The following is an 18,369-nucleotide window of genomic DNA, read 5'->3' on the forward strand; positions in this document are numbered from 1 at the left end:
CGGTGTGCAGGGGTACAACTTCACCCGTGGTGGTGCAGCGGGTGCGGGCGTCGGTGGACCCGGTCGCGAGGGTCGCGCTGCTCGTGCCGCTGGCCCACCTGGACCGCGAGTTCGACTACCAGGTCGCCCAGGAGCAGTCGGACGATGCCCAGCCCGGGGTGCGCGTGCGGGTGCGCTTCGCCGGGCGCCTGGTCGACGGGTTCGTCCTCGAGCGCGCCGCCACCTCGGGGCACGCCGGCAGCCTCGGATGGCTGGACAGGGTCGTCTCGTCGGAGCCCGTGCTCACCCCGGAGGTCGCCGCGCTGGCCCGGGCCGTGGCCGCGCGCACCGCGGGGGTGCGCGCCGACGTCCTGCGCCTGGCCGTCCCGCCACGGCACGCCCGGGTGGAGGCCGAGGTCCCGCCCAAGCCGACCGCACCCCCGCCGCCCCCGGAGGACCTGCCCCGCTGGGCGCCGTACCCGCAGGCCGACGGCTTCCTGGCCGCGCTCCGCGAGGGACGTGCACCGCGGGCCGCCTGGCAGGCCCTCCCGGGGGAGGACTGGCCCGCCCGGCTCGCCGAGGCCGCCGCGGTCACCGTGGCCGGTGGGCGCAGCGCGGTCCTCGTGGTGCCCGACCAGCGCGACGTCGACCGGGTCCACGCGGCGTGCGCGCGGATCCTCGGCGAGGGCTCCGTCGTGGCGCTGGCCGCGGGCCTGGGGCCCGCCGTCCGCTACCGACGGTGGCTGGCTGCCCTGCGCGGCCAGGCCAGGGTGGTCGTGGGACCGCGCGCCGCCGCGTTCGCGCCGGTGACCGACGTCGGCCTCGTCGCGGTGTGGGACGACGGCGACGACAACCACGCCGAGCCCCGAGCGCCCTACCCGCACTCCCGCGAGGTGGCGGTGCTGCGCGCGCACGCCGCGGGGGCCGGGCTGCTGGTCGCCGGGCACGCCCGCACCGCGGAGGTACAGGCCCTGGTGGAGTCCGGGTACGCGCGCGACCTCCTCGCGCCCCGGGCCGTGGTCCGTGAGAGGGCACCGCGCACCACGGCCCTGGCCGACACCGACGAGCAGCTCGCCCGCGATCCCGCCGCCCGGGCCGCGCGCATCCCGGCCATCGCCTTCGCCGCCGCCCGGGCCGCCCTGGCCGTCGGCGCCCCGGTGCTCGTGCAGGTGCCCCGGCGCGGGTACGTGCCCGCGCTGTCCTGCGCCCGCTGCCGGGAGCCCGCCCGCTGCCGGCGCTGCCACGGACCGCTCGCCCTGCCGGCCGCGGCCGGGCCGGACGGTGCCGGTGCCCCGGTGTGCCGCTGGTGCGGGGTCACCGACACCGCCCACCGCTGCACGGCCTGCGGCGGCCGCGGGCTGCGGGCCACCGTGGTGGGCGCGCGGCGCACGGCCGAGGAGCTGGGCCGGGCCTTCGCGGGGGTGCCCGTGCGCACCTCCGGGGCGGAGGAGGTGCTGGCCACCGTGCCGGCGAGCGCGGCGCTGGTGGTCGCCACCCCCGGGGCCGAGCCGGTGGCCGAGGGCGGCTACGGCGCGGCCCTGCTGCTCGACGGCTGGGCGCTGCTGGGTCGTGCGGACCTGCGGGCGGGGGAGGAGGCGCTGCGCCGGTGGATGGCCGCCGCGGCCCTGGTGCGCGGGGCCGAGGCCGGGGGACAGCTCGTGGTGGTGGCGGAGTCCGAGCTGGCCACCGTGCAGGCCCTGGTCCGCTGGGACCCGGTGGGCCACGCCGCGGCCGAGCTCGCCTCCCGCGCCGAGGTCGGCTTCCCGCCGGCCGTCGCGATGGCGGCGCTGGACGGGGTGCCGGCCGCGCTCGAGGCGCTGGTGGCCTCGGCCGAGCTGCCCGCGGGCACCGAGGTGCTCGGTCCGGTCGACTCCACCGACGCCCCGCACGGCGCGCAGGGCTGGGAGCGGCTGCTGCTGCGGGCGCCGCGGGCGCAGGGCCGGGCGCTGGCCGGGGCGCTGGCGGCCGCGCAGGGCGTGCGCAGCGCCCACAAGGAGGCCGACACGGTCCGCGTCCAGGTGGACCCGCACCGCATCGGCTGAGCTCGCCTCGCCTGCGGCGGCCGCGGGGACGGGCAGCGTTGCACCGCGCTCAGGGCAGCGGGAGCACGGCCGGCCCGGCCACGACCTCGCCGTCCGCGGAGCACGCGGTGACGGTCGCGGGGGACACCGTGCTCGTGGGCGCCGAGCAGACGCCCACCCCCGAGGCGGCGACGCACGAGACGCCCTGCTGGGTGCTGCTGTCGACCTGCAGGGAGACGGCCCGCGGATCGACTGCGAGCACGGTGTAGGAGTGCGGGTCGCCGGCCACCGCCCCCACCTGGGTGACGGGCTCCAGCGCCCCGGCCGGCGCGGGGTCGGCCACCGGGAAGGACGCGAACACGACCTGCCCGCCCCGTTCGGTGCACACCCCCGCCATCCCGGGCGCGCGCGCGGCGACCACCGTCGTCCCGTCGTCCAGGACCGTGTTCGCCGCCACCGACCAGGCAGAGGGCGCGGGGGTGAGGCTGCCGAACGGCGAGGCCAGGCAGCGGCCCAGCAGCGCTCCGGCCACCGACGTCCGGTCGGGCGGGGCGAGCTGCGCATCGACGAGCTCCACGTAGGTGCTGCCAGGGTCGGGCACCGGGCCGTCGAAGCGCGTCCCGTCGGTCCCGGCCACGGTCACGTCCAGGCCGAACGGGGCGGTGAACACGTCGAACAGGCCCACCAGCTGCACGGCTGCGGAGCTCGGCAGCGTGCCTCCCGTCGTCTGCGGTCGCTGCGGGGTGAACGTGACCGTGGCGCCGAGCGGGTTGAGCACCACGAGCTGCCCCGGCCCCGCCCGGACCAGCTGCACGGCCCCGGCGCGGACCCCGGTGGTGCCCGAGACGAAGACCGTCGTCGGGGTGGTGGAGCAGGCGAAGGCATCGTCGACCACGGTCGTCACCCCCGTGGCCCCCGCCTGGGTCCGGCCCACCCGCCAGGAGGCGACCGGCGGGTAGTCCGCCGTGCGGAGGGTGCCCCGGACGGCCTCGACGCAGCGGGCGAGGTGCTGGTCGGTGACGAGGTCTCCGGTGGCGGGGAACCCGACGCGTGCTGCGAGGTCGTCGTCGGCCCTCCTGGCGGCCTCGGCGGCAGCCATCGAGGCCTGCGCGACCGTGTCGGGCACCACCGTCGTCGGGGCCCTGGCCGAGGGGGTCGACGAGGGTCGGGCCACCCACACCAGCCCCAGCACGACGGCCACGGCGAGCACCCCTGCTCCCACCCGCAGGCCACGGCGACGGCGCAGGGTGGGGGCGGCGGTGTCGGTCTCGGCCAGCACCCGGGCCCTGATCTCTGCTCGTCGCCGGTCGGAGAGCACGACAGGCTCGGGGCGGGCGTCCAGCCGGGTGATCACCCCCGGTGCCCGGGTGGGGGTTCTGCGGGCGAGCCGCCGAGCGGTGCCGGCCAGCCACGGTCCGTCCGCGTCGGTGCCCGCCGCCCGGAAGGTGCCGACGACGACGTCGGTGACCTGCCCCTCGTCGGGGACCACCGCCGCCACCTCGCGCCACACCGCCGCGACGTGGTGCTCGACCAGCTCCTCGGCGTCCACCCGCGCACCTCCCCGTCCGTGACCGCAGGCACAGCGTCGCACCCCCACTAGAATCGGCGGGCCGAACCAGACCAGACCTTGGAGCCGCCGCGTGTCCGTCCAGCCCGTCCGCCTGTTCGGCGATCCCGTCCTGCGCACCCGTGCCGAGGAGGTCGTGGACTTCGACGCCGAGCTGAGGCAGCTGGTGGCCGACCTGCACGACACGATGGTCGAGCAGGGCGGTGCGGGGATCGCGGCCCCCCAGATCGGGGTCGGCCTGCGGGTGTTCACCTGGATGGTGGACGGCGAGAGCGGGCACGTGGTGAACCCGACCTGGGAGACCGTGGGGCAGCAGGAGCAGGAGGGGCTCGAGGGCTGCCTGTCCATCCCGGGCCTGAAGTTCGACTGCCGGCGCGCCGAGCAGGTGGTCGCGAGGGGGTGGGACGTCCACGGCGAGCCGCTGGTGCTGCCGGGCACCGGGATGCTGGCCCGTGCGGTGCAGCACGAGGTGGACCACCTCGACGGCGTGCTCTTCGTGGACCGGCTCGACCCGGCCGCCCGCAAGGAGGCGCTGCGCGCGATCCGGGCGGCGGAGTGGTTCGGCGCTCAGGCTCCCGTGGTGAAGCTGAACCCGCTCGGCCTGCACGGCGCGGGCCGCTGACGTGCGCCTGGTCTTCGCCGGCACCCCGGCCCCCGCCGTCCCGTCCCTGCAGCGACTGCTGGACTCCCCGCGCCACGACGTGGTGGCCGTGCTAACCCGGCCCGACGCACCTGCGGGCCGCGGCGGGAGGCTGAGCCGCTCACCGGTGGGCGAGCTCGCCGACGCCGCCGGTGTCCCCGTCCTCACCCCCGCACGGGTCGCCGACGCCGCCGACGCGCTCGCGGACCTGGCCCCGGACTGCATCCCGGTGGTGGCCTACGGGGCGATCGTGCCCCGCTCCGCGCTGGAGCTGCCCACCCACGGCTGGGTCAACCTGCACTTCTCCCTGCTGCCCGCGTGGCGCGGTGCCGCCCCGGTGCAGGCTGCCGTGCGCGCGGGCGACGAGGTGACCGGGGCCAGCACCTTCCGGATCGAGGCCGGCCTGGACACCGGGCCCGTCTACGGGGTGCTCACCGAGACCGTCCGGCCCACCGACACCGCAGGCGCCCTGCTCGAGCGGCTCGCGTTCTCGGGCGCGCAGCTGCTCGAGGCGACGATGGACGGGCTGGAGGCCGGTGAGCTCCAGGCCGTCGCGCAGCCCGACGAGGGCGTGTCCCTCGCCCCCAAGATCGCCGTGGACGACGCGCGGGTGGACTGGACGCGGGCCGCGCTGCACGTGGACCGGCTGGTCCGCGCCGTCACCCCCGAGCCCGGGGCGTGGACCACCGTCGGCAAGGTGCGGGTGAAGCTCGGGCCCGTGGAGCCGACCGACGTGCAGGGCCTCGCGCCCGGGGAGCTAGCCGTGGAGAAGTCGACCGTGCTCGTGGGCACCGCCACCACCGCCGTGCGCCTGGGGCTCGTGCAACCGCCGGGCAAGAGGCCCATGGCCGCCGCCGACTGGGCCCGCGGTGCGCGGCTGAGCTCCGCGGCGGTGGCGTCGTGACCGAGTCCCGCCGCCCCGCCAGGCGCACCGGGGGCACCCGACGGCCCCGCCCGGCGCCGGTCCCCACCGGGGGCGACCCGGCCCGCGAGGTCGCCCGCGACGTGCTCACCGCCGTCCGGGCGCGCGACGCCTACGCCAACCTCGTGCTTCCGGGACTGCTGCGGGAGCGGAAGATCTCCGGCCGCGACGCCGCCCTGGCCACCGAGCTCGCCTACGGCACCTGCCGGGCGCAGGGCCTGCTCGACGCGGTGCTGGAGGACTGCACCGACCGTCCGCTGGCCGATGTCGACGGTGCCCTGCTGGACGTGCTCCGCCTCGGTGCCTACCAGCTGCTGCGCACCCGCATCGGGGCGCACGCCGCCGTGTCCACCTCGGTCGACCTGGCCCGCGCGACCCTCGGCCAGGCCCGGGCGGGGTTCGTCAACGCAGTGCTGCGCAAGGTCGGCCGCCAGGACGAGGCCGCCTGGGTGGCGCAGCTCGCCCCGGACGACGAGCTCGGTCGGCTGGCGCTGACCCACGCCCACCCCCGGTGGATCGCCGAGGCCTTCCGGGACGCGCTGGGCGCCGACGCCGGTGAGCTCGAGGAGGTGCTGCGTGCCGACGACACCCGCCCGGCCGTGCACCTGGTGGCCCGCCCCGGGGAGATCTCCGCCGAGGAGCTCGCCGCCGTCACCGGGGGCGATGCGGGTCCGTGGTCGCCCTACGCCGTGCACCTGACCGACGGGGGCGACCCCGGCCAGCTCGACGCCGTGCGCGAGGGTCTGGCGGGTGTCCAGGACGAGGGCAGCCAGCTCGTCGCCCGCGCGGTCTCGCTCGCCCCGCTGGACGGCCCGGACGGGCTGCGCTGGCTCGACCTGTGCGCCGGACCCGGGGGCAAGGCCGCGCTGCTGGGCGCGCTGGCGGGGATCGAGGGTGGACGGCTGGACGCGGTGGAGCCCAGCGAGCACCGGGCCGGGCTCGTCCGGCGCACCGCGAAGGACCTGCCGGTGGACGTGCACGTGGCCGACGGCCGGGACCCCGGCCTGGAGCCCGGGTACGACCGCATCCTCGTCGACGCCCCGTGCACCGGGCTGGGGGCGCTGCGCCGCCGGCCCGAGGCGCGCTGGCGCCGTCAGCCCGCCGGGGTGGCCGAGCTCGTGGTGCTGCAGGGCGAGCTGCTGGCCTCGGCGCTGCGCCTGGTGCGTCCGGGCGGGGTGGTGGTCTACGCCACGTGCAGCCCGCACCGGGACGAGACCACCGGTGTCGTGGCGGCGGCGGTGGCGGCGGGCGCGGTCCAGCTGGACGCCCGCCCACTGGTGCCGGGGGTGCCGCAGCTCGGTGACGGACCTCACGTCCAGCTCTGGCCGCACCGGCACGGGACGGACGCGATGTTCCTGGCGGCCTTCCGGGGCTGAGCCCGTCCCCCTCACGCAGGTGGCGGGCCAGCTGCGGTCGGCGACCCTGGTTTCGCGCGGATTGCCCGCTATCCGCGGGTTCCGGGCCGGGCACGGGGAGCGGGGTCGGTCCGGCCGGGGAAGGATCCCGACCGGAGCAGCGTCGCTCTCACCCCCGTTCGACCGTCCGTGAGAGGCACTGCAACCCCATGACCGAGTCCCAGCTGCGCGCACCCGCCGCCGCCACCACGGCCCACGACGACCCGCACCACGGTCGCCGCTGGCTGGTCCTGGGCGTGGTCGCCGTCGCCCAGCTGATGGTGGTGCTCGACGCGACGATCGTGAACATCGCCCTGCCGTCGGCCCAGGCCGCGCTCGGCTTCGCCGACACCGACCGGCAGTGGATCGTCACCGCCTACGCGCTCTCCTTCGGCAGCCTGCTGCTGCTCGGCGGCAAGCTCGGCGACCTGTTCGGCCGCAAGAACACCTTCATCGTGGGCCTCGTCGGCTTCGCGCTCGCCTCCGCCCTCGGCGGCGCCGCGGAGTCCTTCGGCGTCCTCGTCGGCGCGAGGGTCCTGCAGGGCGTGTTCGGCGCCCTGCTCGCCCCGGCCGCACTCGCGACGCTGGCGACCACGTTCACCGACCCGAAGGAGCGCTCCAAGGCGTTCGGGGTGTTCGGGGCTGTCGCCGGCGGCGGCAGCGCGGTGGGTCTCGTCCTCGGCGGGGTGCTCACCGAGCTGCTCTCCTGGCGCTGGTGCCTCTACGTCAACCTGGTCTTCGCCGTCCTGGCCGTGGTCGGCGCGGCGTTCCTGCTGCAGAACGCGAAGGGCCAGCACCGCACGCGGCTGGACATCCCCGGCACCCTGCTCGCCTCCGCCGGGCTGTTCTGCCTGGTCTTCGGCTTCTCGGAGGCCTCGACCAAGGGGTGGGTCTCGACCGTGACGCTCACCTCGCTGGTCGCCGGCGTGGTGCTGCTCGTCGTGTTCGTGGTGGTCCAGCAGAGGGTCAGCGCGCCGCTGCTGCCGCTGCACGTGGTCACCGACCGGGTGCGCGGCACCTGCTACGCCGCCGTGGGGCTCTCCGCCATCGCCATCTTCGCGGTGTTCCTGTTCCTCACCTACTACCTGCAGGAGATCAAGGGCTTCAGCCCCATCACCAGCGGCGTGAGCTTCCTGCCGCTGACCGCCGGCATCGTGACGGCCTCGACGACGGCCAACATCGTCCTGCTGCCGCGCACCGGTCCGCGGCCGCTGCTGCCGCTGGGCATGGCGCTGGGCGCGGCCGGGATGTTCCTGCTCACCCGCCTCACCCCGACCGCCGGGTACGCCAGCCACGTGCTGCCGTCGCTGGTGGTGCTGGGGCTGGGCTTCGGGCTCATCTTCGCCCCGGCCATCAGCAGCGCCACGTTCGGCGTCGAGCGCCAGGACAGCGGGGTGGCGTCGGCCATGGTCAACACGATGCAGCAGGTGGGTGGGTCGATCGGCACGGCGCTGCTGTCCACCCTTGCCGCGAGTGCCACCGCCGGCTACGCCAGCACGCACACCGGCGACGGCACGCAGGTCCTCGCGGCAGTGCACGGGTACACCACCGCCTTCACGGTGTCCGGGTGCATCTTCGTCGTCGGCGCCATCCTCACGGCGGTGCTGCTCCCGTCGGGGGTGCTCACCGCGGGTGCCCCGAAGGAGCCGGTGGCCGCGCACTGACGGGGGGCCGGGCCGGCTCGCCCTAGACTCCGCCCCCGTGCCTGCCCAACGTCCTGCGCCGATGATCGCGCCATCCCTGCTCAGCGCCGACTTCGCCCGCCTGGGCGAGGAGGCGGCGGCCGCACACGGGTCGGACTGGCTCCACGTGGACGTCATGGACAACCACTTCGTGCCGAACCTGACCCTCGGGCTGCCCGTCGTCCAGGCCCTGCTGCGGGCCACCGACATCCCCCTCGACTGTCACCTCATGATCACCGAGCCCGGCCGCTGGGCGCCCGCGTACGCCGAGGCCGGGGTGCGCAACGTCACCTTCCACGCCGAGGCCACGCAGGACCCGGTCTCCGTGGCCCGCGACATCCGGGCGGCGGGGGCGAGGGCAGGGCTCGCGCTGAAGCCCGGCACCCCGCTCGAGCCGTACCTGGCCATCCTCGCCGAGGTCGACACGCTGCTCGTCATGAGCGTCGAGCCCGGTTTCGGCGGCCAGTCGTTCATGCCGGAGGTGCTGGAGAAGGTGCGCACGCTGCGCGGTCTCGTGGACACCGGCCACCTGGAGCTGCTGGTGGAGATCGACGGCGGGATCAACGCCGACACCATCCACGCCGCGGCGGAGGCCGGGGTGGACTGCTTCGTCGCCGGCTCGGCCGTCTACGGCGCCGAGGACCCGGCCGCCGCGGTGGCGGCCCTGCGCGTCGCTGCGGCCGCCGCGCGTGAGCCCACGACGGCGTGAACCGGGAGCAGGCACTCGTCCTCGCCACCGCGGCCGGTGAGGCCGTCCGGGGCACCACGAGCCCCAACCCGCCCGTCGGCTGCGTCGTCCTGGACGCCGACGGTGAGCTGGTCGGCACCGGGGCCACCGCCCCGCCGGGTGGGCCGCACGCCGAGGTCGTGGCCCTGGCACGGGCGGGTGAGCGGGCGCGGGGCGGCACGGCCGTCACCACCCTCGAGCCGTGCAACCACACCGGGCGGACCGGGCCGTGCAGCGTGGCACTCGTCACCGCTGGGATCGCGCACGTGCACTACGCCGCCGCCGACCCCACCCCCCAGGCCGCCGGTGGAGCCGCGCACCTGCGCGCGGCCGGGGTGACCACCAGCACCACGGGCACCGACCCGGCCCCGCTGCGCGCGTGGCTGCACCGCCAGCGCACCGGGCGCCCGCACGTCACCTGGAAGCTCGCCGCCAGCCTGGACGGGCGCACCGCGGCCGTGGATGGCACCAGCCGATGGATCACCGGCCCGCAGGCGCGGGCCCAGGTGCACGCCGAGCGGGCCCGGGTCGACGCCATCGTGGTGGGCACCGGCACCGCGCTGGCCGACGACCCGGCGCTGACCGCCCGCCACCCCGACGGCACCCTCGCCGGCCACCAGCCGCTGCGCGTCGTGGTCGGGCACCGGCCGCTCCCGGCGGGGGCGCAGCTGCTCGACGACACCGCGGTGACGCTGCTGCTGGACACCCACGACCCGCACGCCGTGCTGGCCGCGCTGACCGACCACCCGGACGTGCTGCTGGAGGGCGGCGCGACCCTGGCCGGGGCGTTCGCGGCCGCCGGGCTGCTGGACCGCGTGGTGGCCTACGTCGCACCCGTGCTGCTCGGAGCGGGCCCGGCCGCGCTGGGGGATGCTGGGGTGGGAACGATCGCGCGGGCGCTGCGGTTCGAGGTGGAGAGCGTCGAGCTCGTCGGCGCGGACGTACGGCTGGTCCTGGGACCAGCAGAACGGGGTTGAGGCAGTGTTCACCGGCATCGTCGAGGAGCTCGGTGAGGTGGTCCGAAAGGACGACCTCGCCGACGCCGCCCGCTTCACCGTCCGCGGGCCGCTGGTCACCAGCGACGCGGGGCACGGGGACTCCATCTCGGTGAACGGCGTGTGCCTGACCGTCGTCGAGGTCTCCGACGGCACCTTCACCGCGGACGTGATGAAGGAGACACTGACCCGCTCCAGCCTCGGCGCCCTGGCCGCCGGCAGCCCGGTGAACCTCGAGCGCGCGGCGACCCTGAGCACGCGCCTGGGGGGCCACCTCGTCCAGGGCCACGTCGACGGCACCGGCGAGGTGCTCGGCCGCACGCCGTCCGAGCACTGGGAGCTGGTGCGGATCTCCCTGCCGGACAGGATCTCCCGCTACGTCGTGGAGAAGGGCTCCATCACCGTCGACGGGGTGTCGCTGACCGTCGCGGCGCTGGACGCCGAGTCCTTCACCGTCTCCCTCATCCCCACCACCCTGGAGCTGACCACCCTCGGGCAGGCCCGCCCCGGCACCCCGGTCAACCTGGAGGTGGACGTGATCGCCAAGTACGTCGAGCGGTTGTCGCTCGCGGGGCGCACCGAGCGGGCGGTCGTGGGCACCGTCGGCACGCCGCCGTCGGCCGCGGTGGGACACTCAGCAGCCAACCCCCAGGAGGCAGACCGGTGAGCAGGTTCGACAGCATCGAGCGGGCGGTCGCGGACATCGCCGCCGGCCGGGCCGTGGTCGTGGTGGACGACGAGGACCGCGAGAACGAGGGTGACCTCATCTTCGCCGCGGAGAAGGCCACCCCCGAGCTGGTGGCCTTCATGGTCCGCTACACCTCCGGCTACCTGTGCGTGCCGCTCGTGGGGGAGGACTGCGACCGGCTCGGGCTGCCGCCGATGTACTCCACCAACCAGGACAAGCACGGCACCGCCTACACCGTGACGGTCGACGCCAAGGCCGGCATCGGCACGGGCATCTCGGCCTCGGACCGCGCGGCCACCATGCGGCTGCTCGCCGACCCGACCTCCGGTGCCGGCGACTTCACCCGACCCGGGCACGTGGTGCCGCTGCGGGCGCTCGAGGGGGGCGTGCTGCGCCGACCCGGGCACACCGAGGCCGCCGTCGACCTGGCCCGGATGGCCGACCTCCGTCCCGCGGGCGTCATCTGCGAGATCGTGTCGCAGAAGGACGAGGGCGAGATGGCTCGCACGGACGAGCTGCGCGTCTTCGCCGACGAGCACGACCTCGCACTCATCTCCATCGCCGACCTGATCGCGTGGCGCCGCCGGCACGAGAAGCAGGTGCACCGCGTCGCCGAGGCCCGCATCCCCACCTCGCACGGTGAGTTCCGCGCCGTCGGCTACCAGAGCCTGTTCGACGGCATCGAGCACGTGGCCCTCGTGCGCGGGGACCTCGGCCTGCCCGGGGGCACCGACGACGGGGAGGACGTGCTGGTGCGCGTGCACTCCGAGTGCCTCACCGGGGACGTGTTCGGCTCCCTGCGCTGCGACTGCGGCACCCAGCTGGACGCCGCGCTGCAGACGGTCTCCACCGAGGGCCGCGGCATCGTGCTCTACATGCGCGGCCACGAGGGCCGCGGGATCGGCCTCATGCACAAGCTGCAGGCCTACCAGCTGCAGGACGCCGGGCAGGACACGGTGGATGCAAACCTGGCGCTCGGCCTCCCGGCGGACTCGCGCGACTACGGCACCGGGGCGCAGATCCTCGTCGACCTCGGGGTGAAGTCCATGCGGCTGCTGACGAACAACCCGGCCAAGCGCGCCGGCCTGGACGGCTACGGCCTGCACATCACCGAGCGGGTGGCGATGCCCGTCCGGGTCACCCCCGAGAACATCCGCTACCTGCGCACCAAGCGGGACCGGATGGGTCACCAGCTCGACGACCTGCCGGAGGAGACCGTCGACGAGCTGGCCACCCCGTGAGCGGCAGCGGTGAGCCCGAGATCGCGGTGAGCGGGGCCGCGGACCTCCGGGTGGCCGTGGTCGCCGCCCGGTGGCACACCACCATCACCGAGGCGCTGCTGGCCGGTGCGCTGCGGGCCGCCGCGGGTGCCGGGGTGCAGGACCCGACCGTGGAGCGGGTCGCCGGCGCGGTGGAGCTGCCGGTGGTCGCCCAGGCGCTGGCCCGCACCCACGACGCCGTCGTCGCCCTCGGGGTCGTCATCCGGGGGGACACCCCGCACTTCGACTACGTGTGCGAGGCGGTCACCGCCGGGCTCACCCGTGTCTCGCTCGACGAGGGCACGCCCGTCGGCAACGGGGTGCTGACCACCAACACCGAGGCGCAGGCCCTCGCGCGGGCCGGGCTGCCCGGCTCCGCGGAGGACAAGGGGGCCCAGGCCACCACCGCCGCGCTGGACGCCGCGCTCACCCTCAAGCGGCTGCGCCAGCCGTGGACCGCGGAGACCTTCCAGTGACGGCTCCCGGTCCCCTCTCGCCGGAGCTGGTGATCCGGCCGGTGCGGGTGCGTCGTGTGGCGGGCGCCTGCGCCGTCGCCGTCGTGGTCGTCTTCACCACCGTGGCCCTGCTGCTCACCGGCGATGCCACCGGCGTGTTCTTCCGTCCCGTCGACCAGGTCGCGATGATCCTGTTCGGCCTGATGCTCGGCGGGGCGATCCTCCTCCTGGCCCGGCCCCGGGTGCGGGTGGGACCGGAGGGGGTGGGCGTGCGCAACATCCTGGGTGAGCAGGTCTTCCCGTGGGCGCTCGTCCGCGAGGTCTCCTTCCCGCGCGATGCCCCGTGGGCCCGGCTGGAGCTGCCCGACGACGAGTACGTCGCCGTGATGGCCATCCAGGCCTCCGACGGCGACCGCGCCGTCCAGGCCATCCAGCAGGTCCGCGACCTGCACCGTCGCCACACCGCACCGGTGACCGAGACCGGGAGCGACGCGTGAGCGGGCCCCCGCTGAACCGGCGCACCGCGGTCTGCGGGCTGCTCCTCGGGCTGGTGGCTCCGGGCACGCTGGCCGCGTGCGCCAGCGGCGTCGCCGCCCCGACCGTCGACTCCGCACCGGGCACCGTGCTGGCCGAGCTCTCCGCCGTGCCCGTGGGCGGAGGAGCGGTGGTCGACGGCCCGTCCGGCAAGGTCCTGCTGGTGCAGGAGGTCGCCGGCACCGTCACCGGCTACTCCGCGCGCTGCCCGCACGCCGGGGTCACCGTGAACCCGCCGGTGGACGGCGTCGTGGTCTGCCCAGCCCACGGCAGCCGGTTCGACCCGGCCACGGGGGACGTCACCCAGGGGCCCGCCCAGCGCGGGCTCACCCCGCTCGCGGTGGCCGTCTCCGGGACGCAGGTCGTCATCGCCTGAGCACGCGGCCCCGGGTGCGACGCACTCCGGGCACACCCGCGCCGAGCTCGTCGACCGGGTGGCCGCGGGACTGCCGGCCGTGCCGGAGACCGTCGGGGGTCGGGACTAGCCTGGAGCCGTGCCCGACCCGTCCACGTACCGCCCGGCGACCGGCACCATCCCGGAGGAGCCCGGGGTCTACAAGTTCCGCGACCCGCACGGCCGCGTGGTGTACGTCGGCAAGGCCAAGAGCCTGCGCCAGCGGCTGAACAGCTACTTCGCCGACCTCGCCGGCCTGCACCCGCGCACCCGCCAGATGGTGACCACGGCCGCGTCCGTCGAGTGGACCGTCGTCGGCACCGAGGTCGAGGCGCTCCAGCTCGAGTACAACTGGATCAAGGAGTTCGACCCGCGGTTCAACGTTCGCTACCGCGACGACAAGAGCTACCCGATGCTCGCGGTGACCCTCAACGAGGCCTACCCCCGGCTGTTCGTCTACCGGGGGCCACGTCGCAAGGGGGTGCGCTACTTCGGCCCGTACCCGCACGCCTGGGCCATCCGCGAGACCCTGGACACGCTGCTGCGGGTCTTCCCCGCACGCACCTGCTCCACCGGGGTGTTCAAGCGCCACAACCAGATCGGGAGGCCCTGCCTGCTCGGCTACATCGGCAAGTGCTCGGCGCCCTGCGTCGGCACGGTCGACCAGGCCACCCACCGGCAGACGGTCGAGGACTTCTGCGACTTCCTGGCCGGGCGCACCGACAAGCTCGTCCGCCAGCTCGAGCGCCAGATGGTGCAGGCCTCCGACGAGCTGGACTTCGAGAAGGCCGCCCGCCTGCGCGACGACGCGGGCGCGCTCAAGCGGGCCATGGAGAAGCAGGCCGTGGTCCTCGGCGACGGCACCGACGCCGACCTCGTGGCGTTCGCCTCCGACGACCTCGAGGCCGCCGTGCAGGTCTTCCACGTCCGGGGTGGCCGGGTCCGCGGCCAGCGCGGGTGGGTGGTCGAGAAGTCCGGGGACGCCGACGACGTGCCGGCGCTGGTCGAGCAGTTCCTCACCCAGTTCTACGGACAGGAGGCGGCCCTCGTCGCCGACGACCCGAAGGCCAGGCCCGTCCCGAGGGAGGTGCTGGTGCCCGAGCTGCCGGCCGACGCCCCGGCGCTGGAGGAGTGGCTCAGCTCGCTGCGCGGGTCCCGGGTGGACCTGCGGGTGCCGCAGCGCGGGGACAAGCGGGCCCTGGCGGAGACCGTCGCCCGCAACGCCGCCGAAGCCTTCTCCCAGCACAAGCTCAAGCGCGCCGGGGACCTCACCTCGCGCTCGCAGGCCCTGCAGGGCATCCAGGAGCTGCTCGGGCTGGGGACCGCCCCGCTGCGGATCGAGTGCGTGGACGTCAGCCACGTGCAGGGCACCGACGTCGTCGCGTCCCTGGTGGTGTTCGAGGACGGGCTGCCCCGCAAGTCGGACTACCGGCACTACGCGATCAAGGAGGCCGCCGGCGACGGGCACTCCGACGACGTCGCGAGCATCGCCGAGGTCACCCGGCGGAGGTTCCTGCGGCACACGAGCCCACCCACTCCCGAGCTCGAGGCGGTGGCTGCACCCGTCGAGGGCCCCACCCCGGGCATCGACCCCGACACCGGTCGACCACGACGCTTCGCCTACCCGCCCAACCTCTACGTGGTGGACGGTGGTCAGCCGCAGGTCACCGCAGCGGCAGCCGTGCTCGACGAGCTGGGCGTCACCGACGTTGCGGTCATCGGGCTGGCCAAGCGGCTGGAGGAGGTGTGGGTGGCCGGCGAGGACGACCCGCTGATCCTGCCGCGCACCTCCGAGGCGCTCTACCTGCTGCAACGGGTGCGCGACGAAGCGCACCGCTTCGCCATCACGTTCCACCGCAGCAAGCGCAGCAAGCGGATGACGACCTCCGCGCTGGACTCCGTGCGAGGCCTGGGGGAGAGTCGTCGCACCGCGCTGGTGTCCCACTTCGGGTCGGTGGCGCGGCTCCAGCAGGCCAGCGTCGAGCAGATCACCGAGGTGCCCGGCATCGGCGTCTCCACCGCGACCGCGGTGCTGGCGGCGCTGAACGGACCGGCACCACAGGGGGAGACGGCGTGAACGACAGCACCACCGGCGAGGACCAGGGCCCGACCAGCGGCATCGAGGTCGCACTGGTCACCGGCCTGTCCGGCGCCGGACGTTCGACCGCGGCCAAGGTGCTGGAGGACCTCGGCTGGTTCGTGGTGGACAACCTGCCCCCTGAGCTCATCTCCACCATGGTCGACCTCGGTGCCCGGTCGGCCCGCGGGGCCGACGACGGGATCACCCGCATCGCCGTGGTCATGGACGTGCGCAGCCGGGCGTTCACCGGAGACCTCGCCTCGGTCATCAAGGACCTCGACGCCCGCGGCACCAAGCCGAGGGTGCTGTTCCTGGAGGCCTCCGACGCCCTGCTCATCCGCCGCTTCGAGCAGGTGCGCCGCAGCCACCCGCTGCAGGGCCCGGGACGGCTCTCCGACGGCATCGCCGCGGAGCGCGCCCTGCTGGCGCCGCTGCGGGCGGAGGCCGACCTCGTCATCGACACCACGACGCTGTCGGTGCACGACCTGCGGGCCACCATCGAGAGCGCCTTCGGCGACGCGTCGACCGCCCAGACCCGGGTGACGGTGCTGTCCTTCGGCTACAAGTACGGCCTGCCCATGGACGCCGACCTCGTCGTGGACGTGCGGTTCCTGCCGAACCCGCACTGGATCCCCGAGCTGCGCGAGCACACCGGGCAGGACGCCGACGTCCGCGACTACGTGCTCGCCCAGGAGGGCGCGGGGGAGTTCCTCGACCGTTACCACGACCTGATCCGGCTGATCAGCGCCGGCTACCGCCGCGAGGGCAAGCGCTACCTCACCCTCGCCGTCGGCTGCACGGGCGGCAAGCACCGGTCGGTGGCGATCTCCGAGCAGCTCGCCGTGCGGCTCGCCGAGCAGGACGGGCTCTCGGTGCGCGTGGAGCACCGCGACCTGGGGCGGGAGTGACACCGGGGGGTGGGGCGGGAGCGGCCACTCGTCCCCTGGCCGTGGTCGCGCTGGGTGGGGGCCACGGGCTGCACGCCACCCTCGGTGCGGCCCGTCGCCTCACCGACGACGTGACGGCCGTGGTCACCGTGGCCGACGACGGCGGCTCGTCGGGACGTCTGCGCCGCGAGCTCGACGTGCTCCCCCCCGGTGACCTGCGGATGGCGCTGTCCGCCCTGGCGGCCACGGACCAGCGCGGCGCCCGCTGGACCGAGGTGCTGCAGCACCGCTTCGGTGGCTCCGGAGCGCTGTCCGGCCACCCGGTGGGCAACCTGCTGCTCGCCGGGTTCACCGAGGTGCTCGGGGACCCGGTCGCGGCGCTCGACGAGGTGGGCGCCGTGCTGGGCGTGCGGGGACGGGTGCTGCCGATGAGCCGGCTGCCGCTGGAGATCGAGGCCGACGTGGTGGGCCTGGACGCCGACCCTCGGGTCTCCCGCCGGATCCGCGGGCAGGTGGCGGTGGCGACCACCCCGGGCCGGGTGCGCCGGGTGCGCCTGCTGCCCGACGCGCCCCCGGCCTGCGCCGAGGCCGTGGCCGCCGTGCTGCGGGCCGACCTCGTGCTGCTGGGGCCGGGATCCTGGTTCTCCAGCGTCATCCCGCACCTGCTGGTGCCCGAGCTCCTGGCGGCGGTGCTCGCGAGCCCGGGGCGCCGGGCCGTGGTGCTGAACCTCGGCCCTCAGCCGGGCGAGACCGCGGGGTTCTCCGCCGAGCGACACCTGCACGTACTCTCCCAGCACGCACCCGACCTTCGTCTCGACGAGGTGGTGGTGGACAGCGGCACCGAGCTGCAGGACACCGAGCGGGCCCACCTGGACCGGGCCGCGGCGGCCCTCGGTGGCGTGGTCCGGACGGCTCCGGTGGCCGTGCCCGGCACCACGGTGCACGACCCGGCGCTGCTCGCGGCGGCCCTCGAGCAGGTGGTCCGGGCAGGGTGACGGCGAGGGCGGGCACAGCGGCGACGGCAGGACCAGCAGCAGCACGACGACCACCAGCACGATGACCACCAGCACGACGACCAGCAGCACGACGAGAGGACAACCGGGCGTGGCGATGACGGCGGCCGTCAAGGACGAGCTGAGCAGGCTCGAGGTGAAGCGGACCTCGTGCCGCAAGGCGGAGGTGTCGGCGCTGCTGCGCTTCTCCGGGGGACTGCACATCGTGGCCGGCAAGGTCGTCGTCGAGGCGGAGGTGGACGCCGGATCCATCGCCCGACGGCTGCGCCGTGACATCCACGAGGTGTACGGCTACCCCTCGGACGTGCACGTGCTCAGCGCGGGAGGGCTGCGCAAGTCCACCCGGTACGTGGTGCGCGTGGTCAAGGACGGCGAGGCCCTCGCCCGGCAGACCGGGCTGCTGGACGTCCGTGGTCGACCGGTCCGCGGTCTTCCCCCGCAGGTGGTGGCCGGAGCCGTCGCGGACGCCGAGGCCGCCTGGCGCGGCGCGTTCCTGGCCCACGGCTCGCTGACCGAGCCCGGGCGATCCTCGGCGCTGGAGATCGGCTGCCCCGGGCCCGAGGCGGCGCTCGCGCTGGTCGGGGCCGCCCGTCGGATGGGCATCACGGCCAAGGCCCGCGAGGTGCGGGGGGCCGACCGCGTCGTGGTCCGCGACGGGGAGGCCATCGGCGCCCTGCTGACCCGGATGGGCGCCCAGGACACCCGCCTGACGTGGGAGGAGCGCCGGATGCGCCGCGAGGTGCGCGCCACCGCGAACCGCCTGGCCAACTTCGACGACGCCAACCTGCGCCGCTCGGCCCGCGCCGCCGTGGCCGCCGCCGCCCGGGTGGAGCGGGCGCTGACGATCCTGGGCGACGAGGTGCCCGACCACCTGGCCGCGGCGGGCACTCTGCGCGTGGCCCACCGGCAGGCCTCGCTGGAGGAGCTGGGCCAGCTCGCCGATCCGCCGATGACCAAGGACGCGGTGGCCGGGCGGATCCGCCGCCTGCTCTCCATGGCCGACCGGCAGGCACGGGAGACCGGGGTGCCGGACACCGAGTCCGCGGTCACCCCCGACATGCTGGACGAGGGGTGATCACCGCCCGATAGGCTGATCAGTGATCGATCCAGAACACTGGACATCCCCAGAGCT

17 protein-coding genes are annotated in these 18,369 nt (G+C 75.5%); 16 read left to right on the forward strand and 1 reads right to left on the reverse strand.

From position 1 onward, the window contains the following. Window positions 1-26 precede the first annotated feature (26 nt). Window positions 27-2,021 carry a primosomal protein N' gene (locus RHODO2019_RS06975; protein ID WP_265384253.1) on the forward strand — a complete coding sequence of 665 codons (1,995 nt, stop codon included), beginning with the start codon at window positions 27-29 and terminating at the stop codon, window positions 2,019-2,021. 49 nt (window positions 2,022-2,070) lie between these two features. On the opposite strand, the gene RHODO2019_RS06980 is transcribed toward RHODO2019_RS06975, so the two are convergent. Then, window positions 2,071-3,549, reverse strand: a complete 1,479-nt coding sequence (locus RHODO2019_RS06980) for an RNA polymerase sigma factor (RefSeq protein WP_265384254.1) — start codon at window positions 3,547-3,549, stop codon at window positions 2,071-2,073. A gap of 91 nt (window positions 3,550-3,640) precedes the next feature. Between RHODO2019_RS06980 and def the strand changes: the two genes are divergently transcribed. The 15 genes from def (at window position 3,641) to whiA (ending at window position 18,312) form a co-directional block, all read left to right on the forward strand. Continuing rightward, complete coding sequence (gene def / locus RHODO2019_RS06985) at window positions 3,641-4,189, forward strand: peptide deformylase (RefSeq protein ID WP_265384255.1); 549 nt, start codon at window positions 3,641-3,643, stop codon at window positions 4,187-4,189. 1 nt (window position 4,190) lies between these two features. Beyond that, the gene (locus RHODO2019_RS06990) at window positions 4,191-5,111 is read left to right on the forward strand and encodes a methionyl-tRNA formyltransferase (RefSeq protein WP_265384256.1); all 921 of its coding nucleotides are present in this window, start codon (window positions 4,191-4,193) and stop codon (window positions 5,109-5,111) included. Next, window positions 5,108-6,505 (forward strand): RsmB/NOP family class I SAM-dependent RNA methyltransferase, encoded by a 1,398-nt coding sequence (locus RHODO2019_RS06995; RefSeq protein WP_265384257.1) that lies wholly within the window; start codon window positions 5,108-5,110, stop codon window positions 6,503-6,505. The genes RHODO2019_RS06990 and RHODO2019_RS06995 overlap by 4 nt, the downstream gene beginning before the upstream one ends. Window positions 6,506-6,693: 188 nt before the next feature. Beyond that, a complete protein-coding gene (locus RHODO2019_RS07000) occupies window positions 6,694-8,187 on the forward strand; it encodes an MFS transporter (RefSeq protein ID WP_265384258.1) in 1,494 nt (497 codons plus the stop codon). A gap of 61 nt (window positions 8,188-8,248) precedes the next feature. Continuing rightward, window positions 8,249-8,914 carry a ribulose-phosphate 3-epimerase gene (gene rpe / locus RHODO2019_RS07005; RefSeq protein WP_265384259.1) on the forward strand — a complete coding sequence of 222 codons (666 nt, stop codon included), beginning with the start codon at window positions 8,249-8,251 and terminating at the stop codon, window positions 8,912-8,914. Next, window positions 8,911-9,909, forward strand: coding sequence for a bifunctional diaminohydroxyphosphoribosylaminopyrimidine deaminase/5-amino-6-(5-phosphoribosylamino)uracil reductase RibD (gene ribD, locus RHODO2019_RS07010; protein ID WP_265384260.1), 999 nt, complete (start codon window positions 8,911-8,913; stop codon window positions 9,907-9,909). Before rpe ends, ribD begins: the two co-directional genes overlap by 4 nt. Window positions 9,910-9,913: 4 nt before the next feature. After that, the gene (locus RHODO2019_RS07015) at window positions 9,914-10,594 is read left to right on the forward strand and encodes a riboflavin synthase (protein WP_265384261.1); all 681 of its coding nucleotides are present in this window, start codon (window positions 9,914-9,916) and stop codon (window positions 10,592-10,594) included. After that, a complete protein-coding gene (locus RHODO2019_RS07020; RefSeq protein ID WP_265384262.1) occupies window positions 10,591-11,856 on the forward strand; it encodes a bifunctional 3,4-dihydroxy-2-butanone-4-phosphate synthase/GTP cyclohydrolase II in 1,266 nt (421 codons plus the stop codon). The genes RHODO2019_RS07015 and RHODO2019_RS07020 overlap by 4 nt, the downstream gene beginning before the upstream one ends. After that, on the forward strand, window positions 11,853-12,350 hold the full coding sequence (gene ribH, locus RHODO2019_RS07025; protein ID WP_265384263.1) for a 6,7-dimethyl-8-ribityllumazine synthase: 498 nt from the start codon (window positions 11,853-11,855) through the stop codon (window positions 12,348-12,350). The genes RHODO2019_RS07020 and ribH overlap by 4 nt, the downstream gene beginning before the upstream one ends. 41 nt (window positions 12,351-12,391) lie before the next feature. Next, on the forward strand, window positions 12,392-12,826 hold the full coding sequence (locus tag RHODO2019_RS07030) for a PH domain-containing protein (RefSeq protein WP_265384264.1): 435 nt from the start codon (window positions 12,392-12,394) through the stop codon (window positions 12,824-12,826). Then, window positions 12,823-13,239: a Rieske (2Fe-2S) protein gene (locus RHODO2019_RS07035; protein ID WP_265384265.1), complete on the forward strand. Its 417-nt coding sequence runs from the start codon at window positions 12,823-12,825 to the stop codon at window positions 13,237-13,239. Before RHODO2019_RS07030 ends, RHODO2019_RS07035 begins: the two co-directional genes overlap by 4 nt. A gap of 118 nt (window positions 13,240-13,357) precedes the next feature. Next, the gene (uvrC, locus tag RHODO2019_RS07040; RefSeq protein ID WP_265384266.1) at window positions 13,358-15,334 is read left to right on the forward strand and encodes an excinuclease ABC subunit UvrC; all 1,977 of its coding nucleotides are present in this window, start codon (window positions 13,358-13,360) and stop codon (window positions 15,332-15,334) included. Then, a complete protein-coding gene (gene rapZ, locus RHODO2019_RS07045; RefSeq protein WP_265384267.1) occupies window positions 15,331-16,245 on the forward strand; it encodes an RNase adapter RapZ in 915 nt (304 codons plus the stop codon). Before uvrC ends, rapZ begins: the two co-directional genes overlap by 4 nt. Before the next feature lie 35 nt (window positions 16,246-16,280). Beyond that, entirely contained in the window at window positions 16,281-17,219 is a 939-nt protein-coding gene (locus tag RHODO2019_RS07050; RefSeq protein ID WP_265384662.1) for a gluconeogenesis factor YvcK family protein, read from the forward strand. A gap of 115 nt (window positions 17,220-17,334) precedes the next feature. Continuing rightward, window positions 17,335-18,312 (forward strand): DNA-binding protein WhiA, encoded by a 978-nt coding sequence (whiA, locus tag RHODO2019_RS07055; RefSeq protein WP_265384663.1) that lies wholly within the window; start codon window positions 17,335-17,337, stop codon window positions 18,310-18,312. Window positions 18,313-18,369 lie beyond the last annotated feature (57 nt).

Origin of the sequence: Rhodococcus antarcticus, assembly GCF_026153295.1 — a bacterium.
Lineage (GTDB): Bacteria > Actinomycetota > Actinomycetes > Mycobacteriales > Mycobacteriaceae > Rhodococcus_D > Rhodococcus_D antarcticus.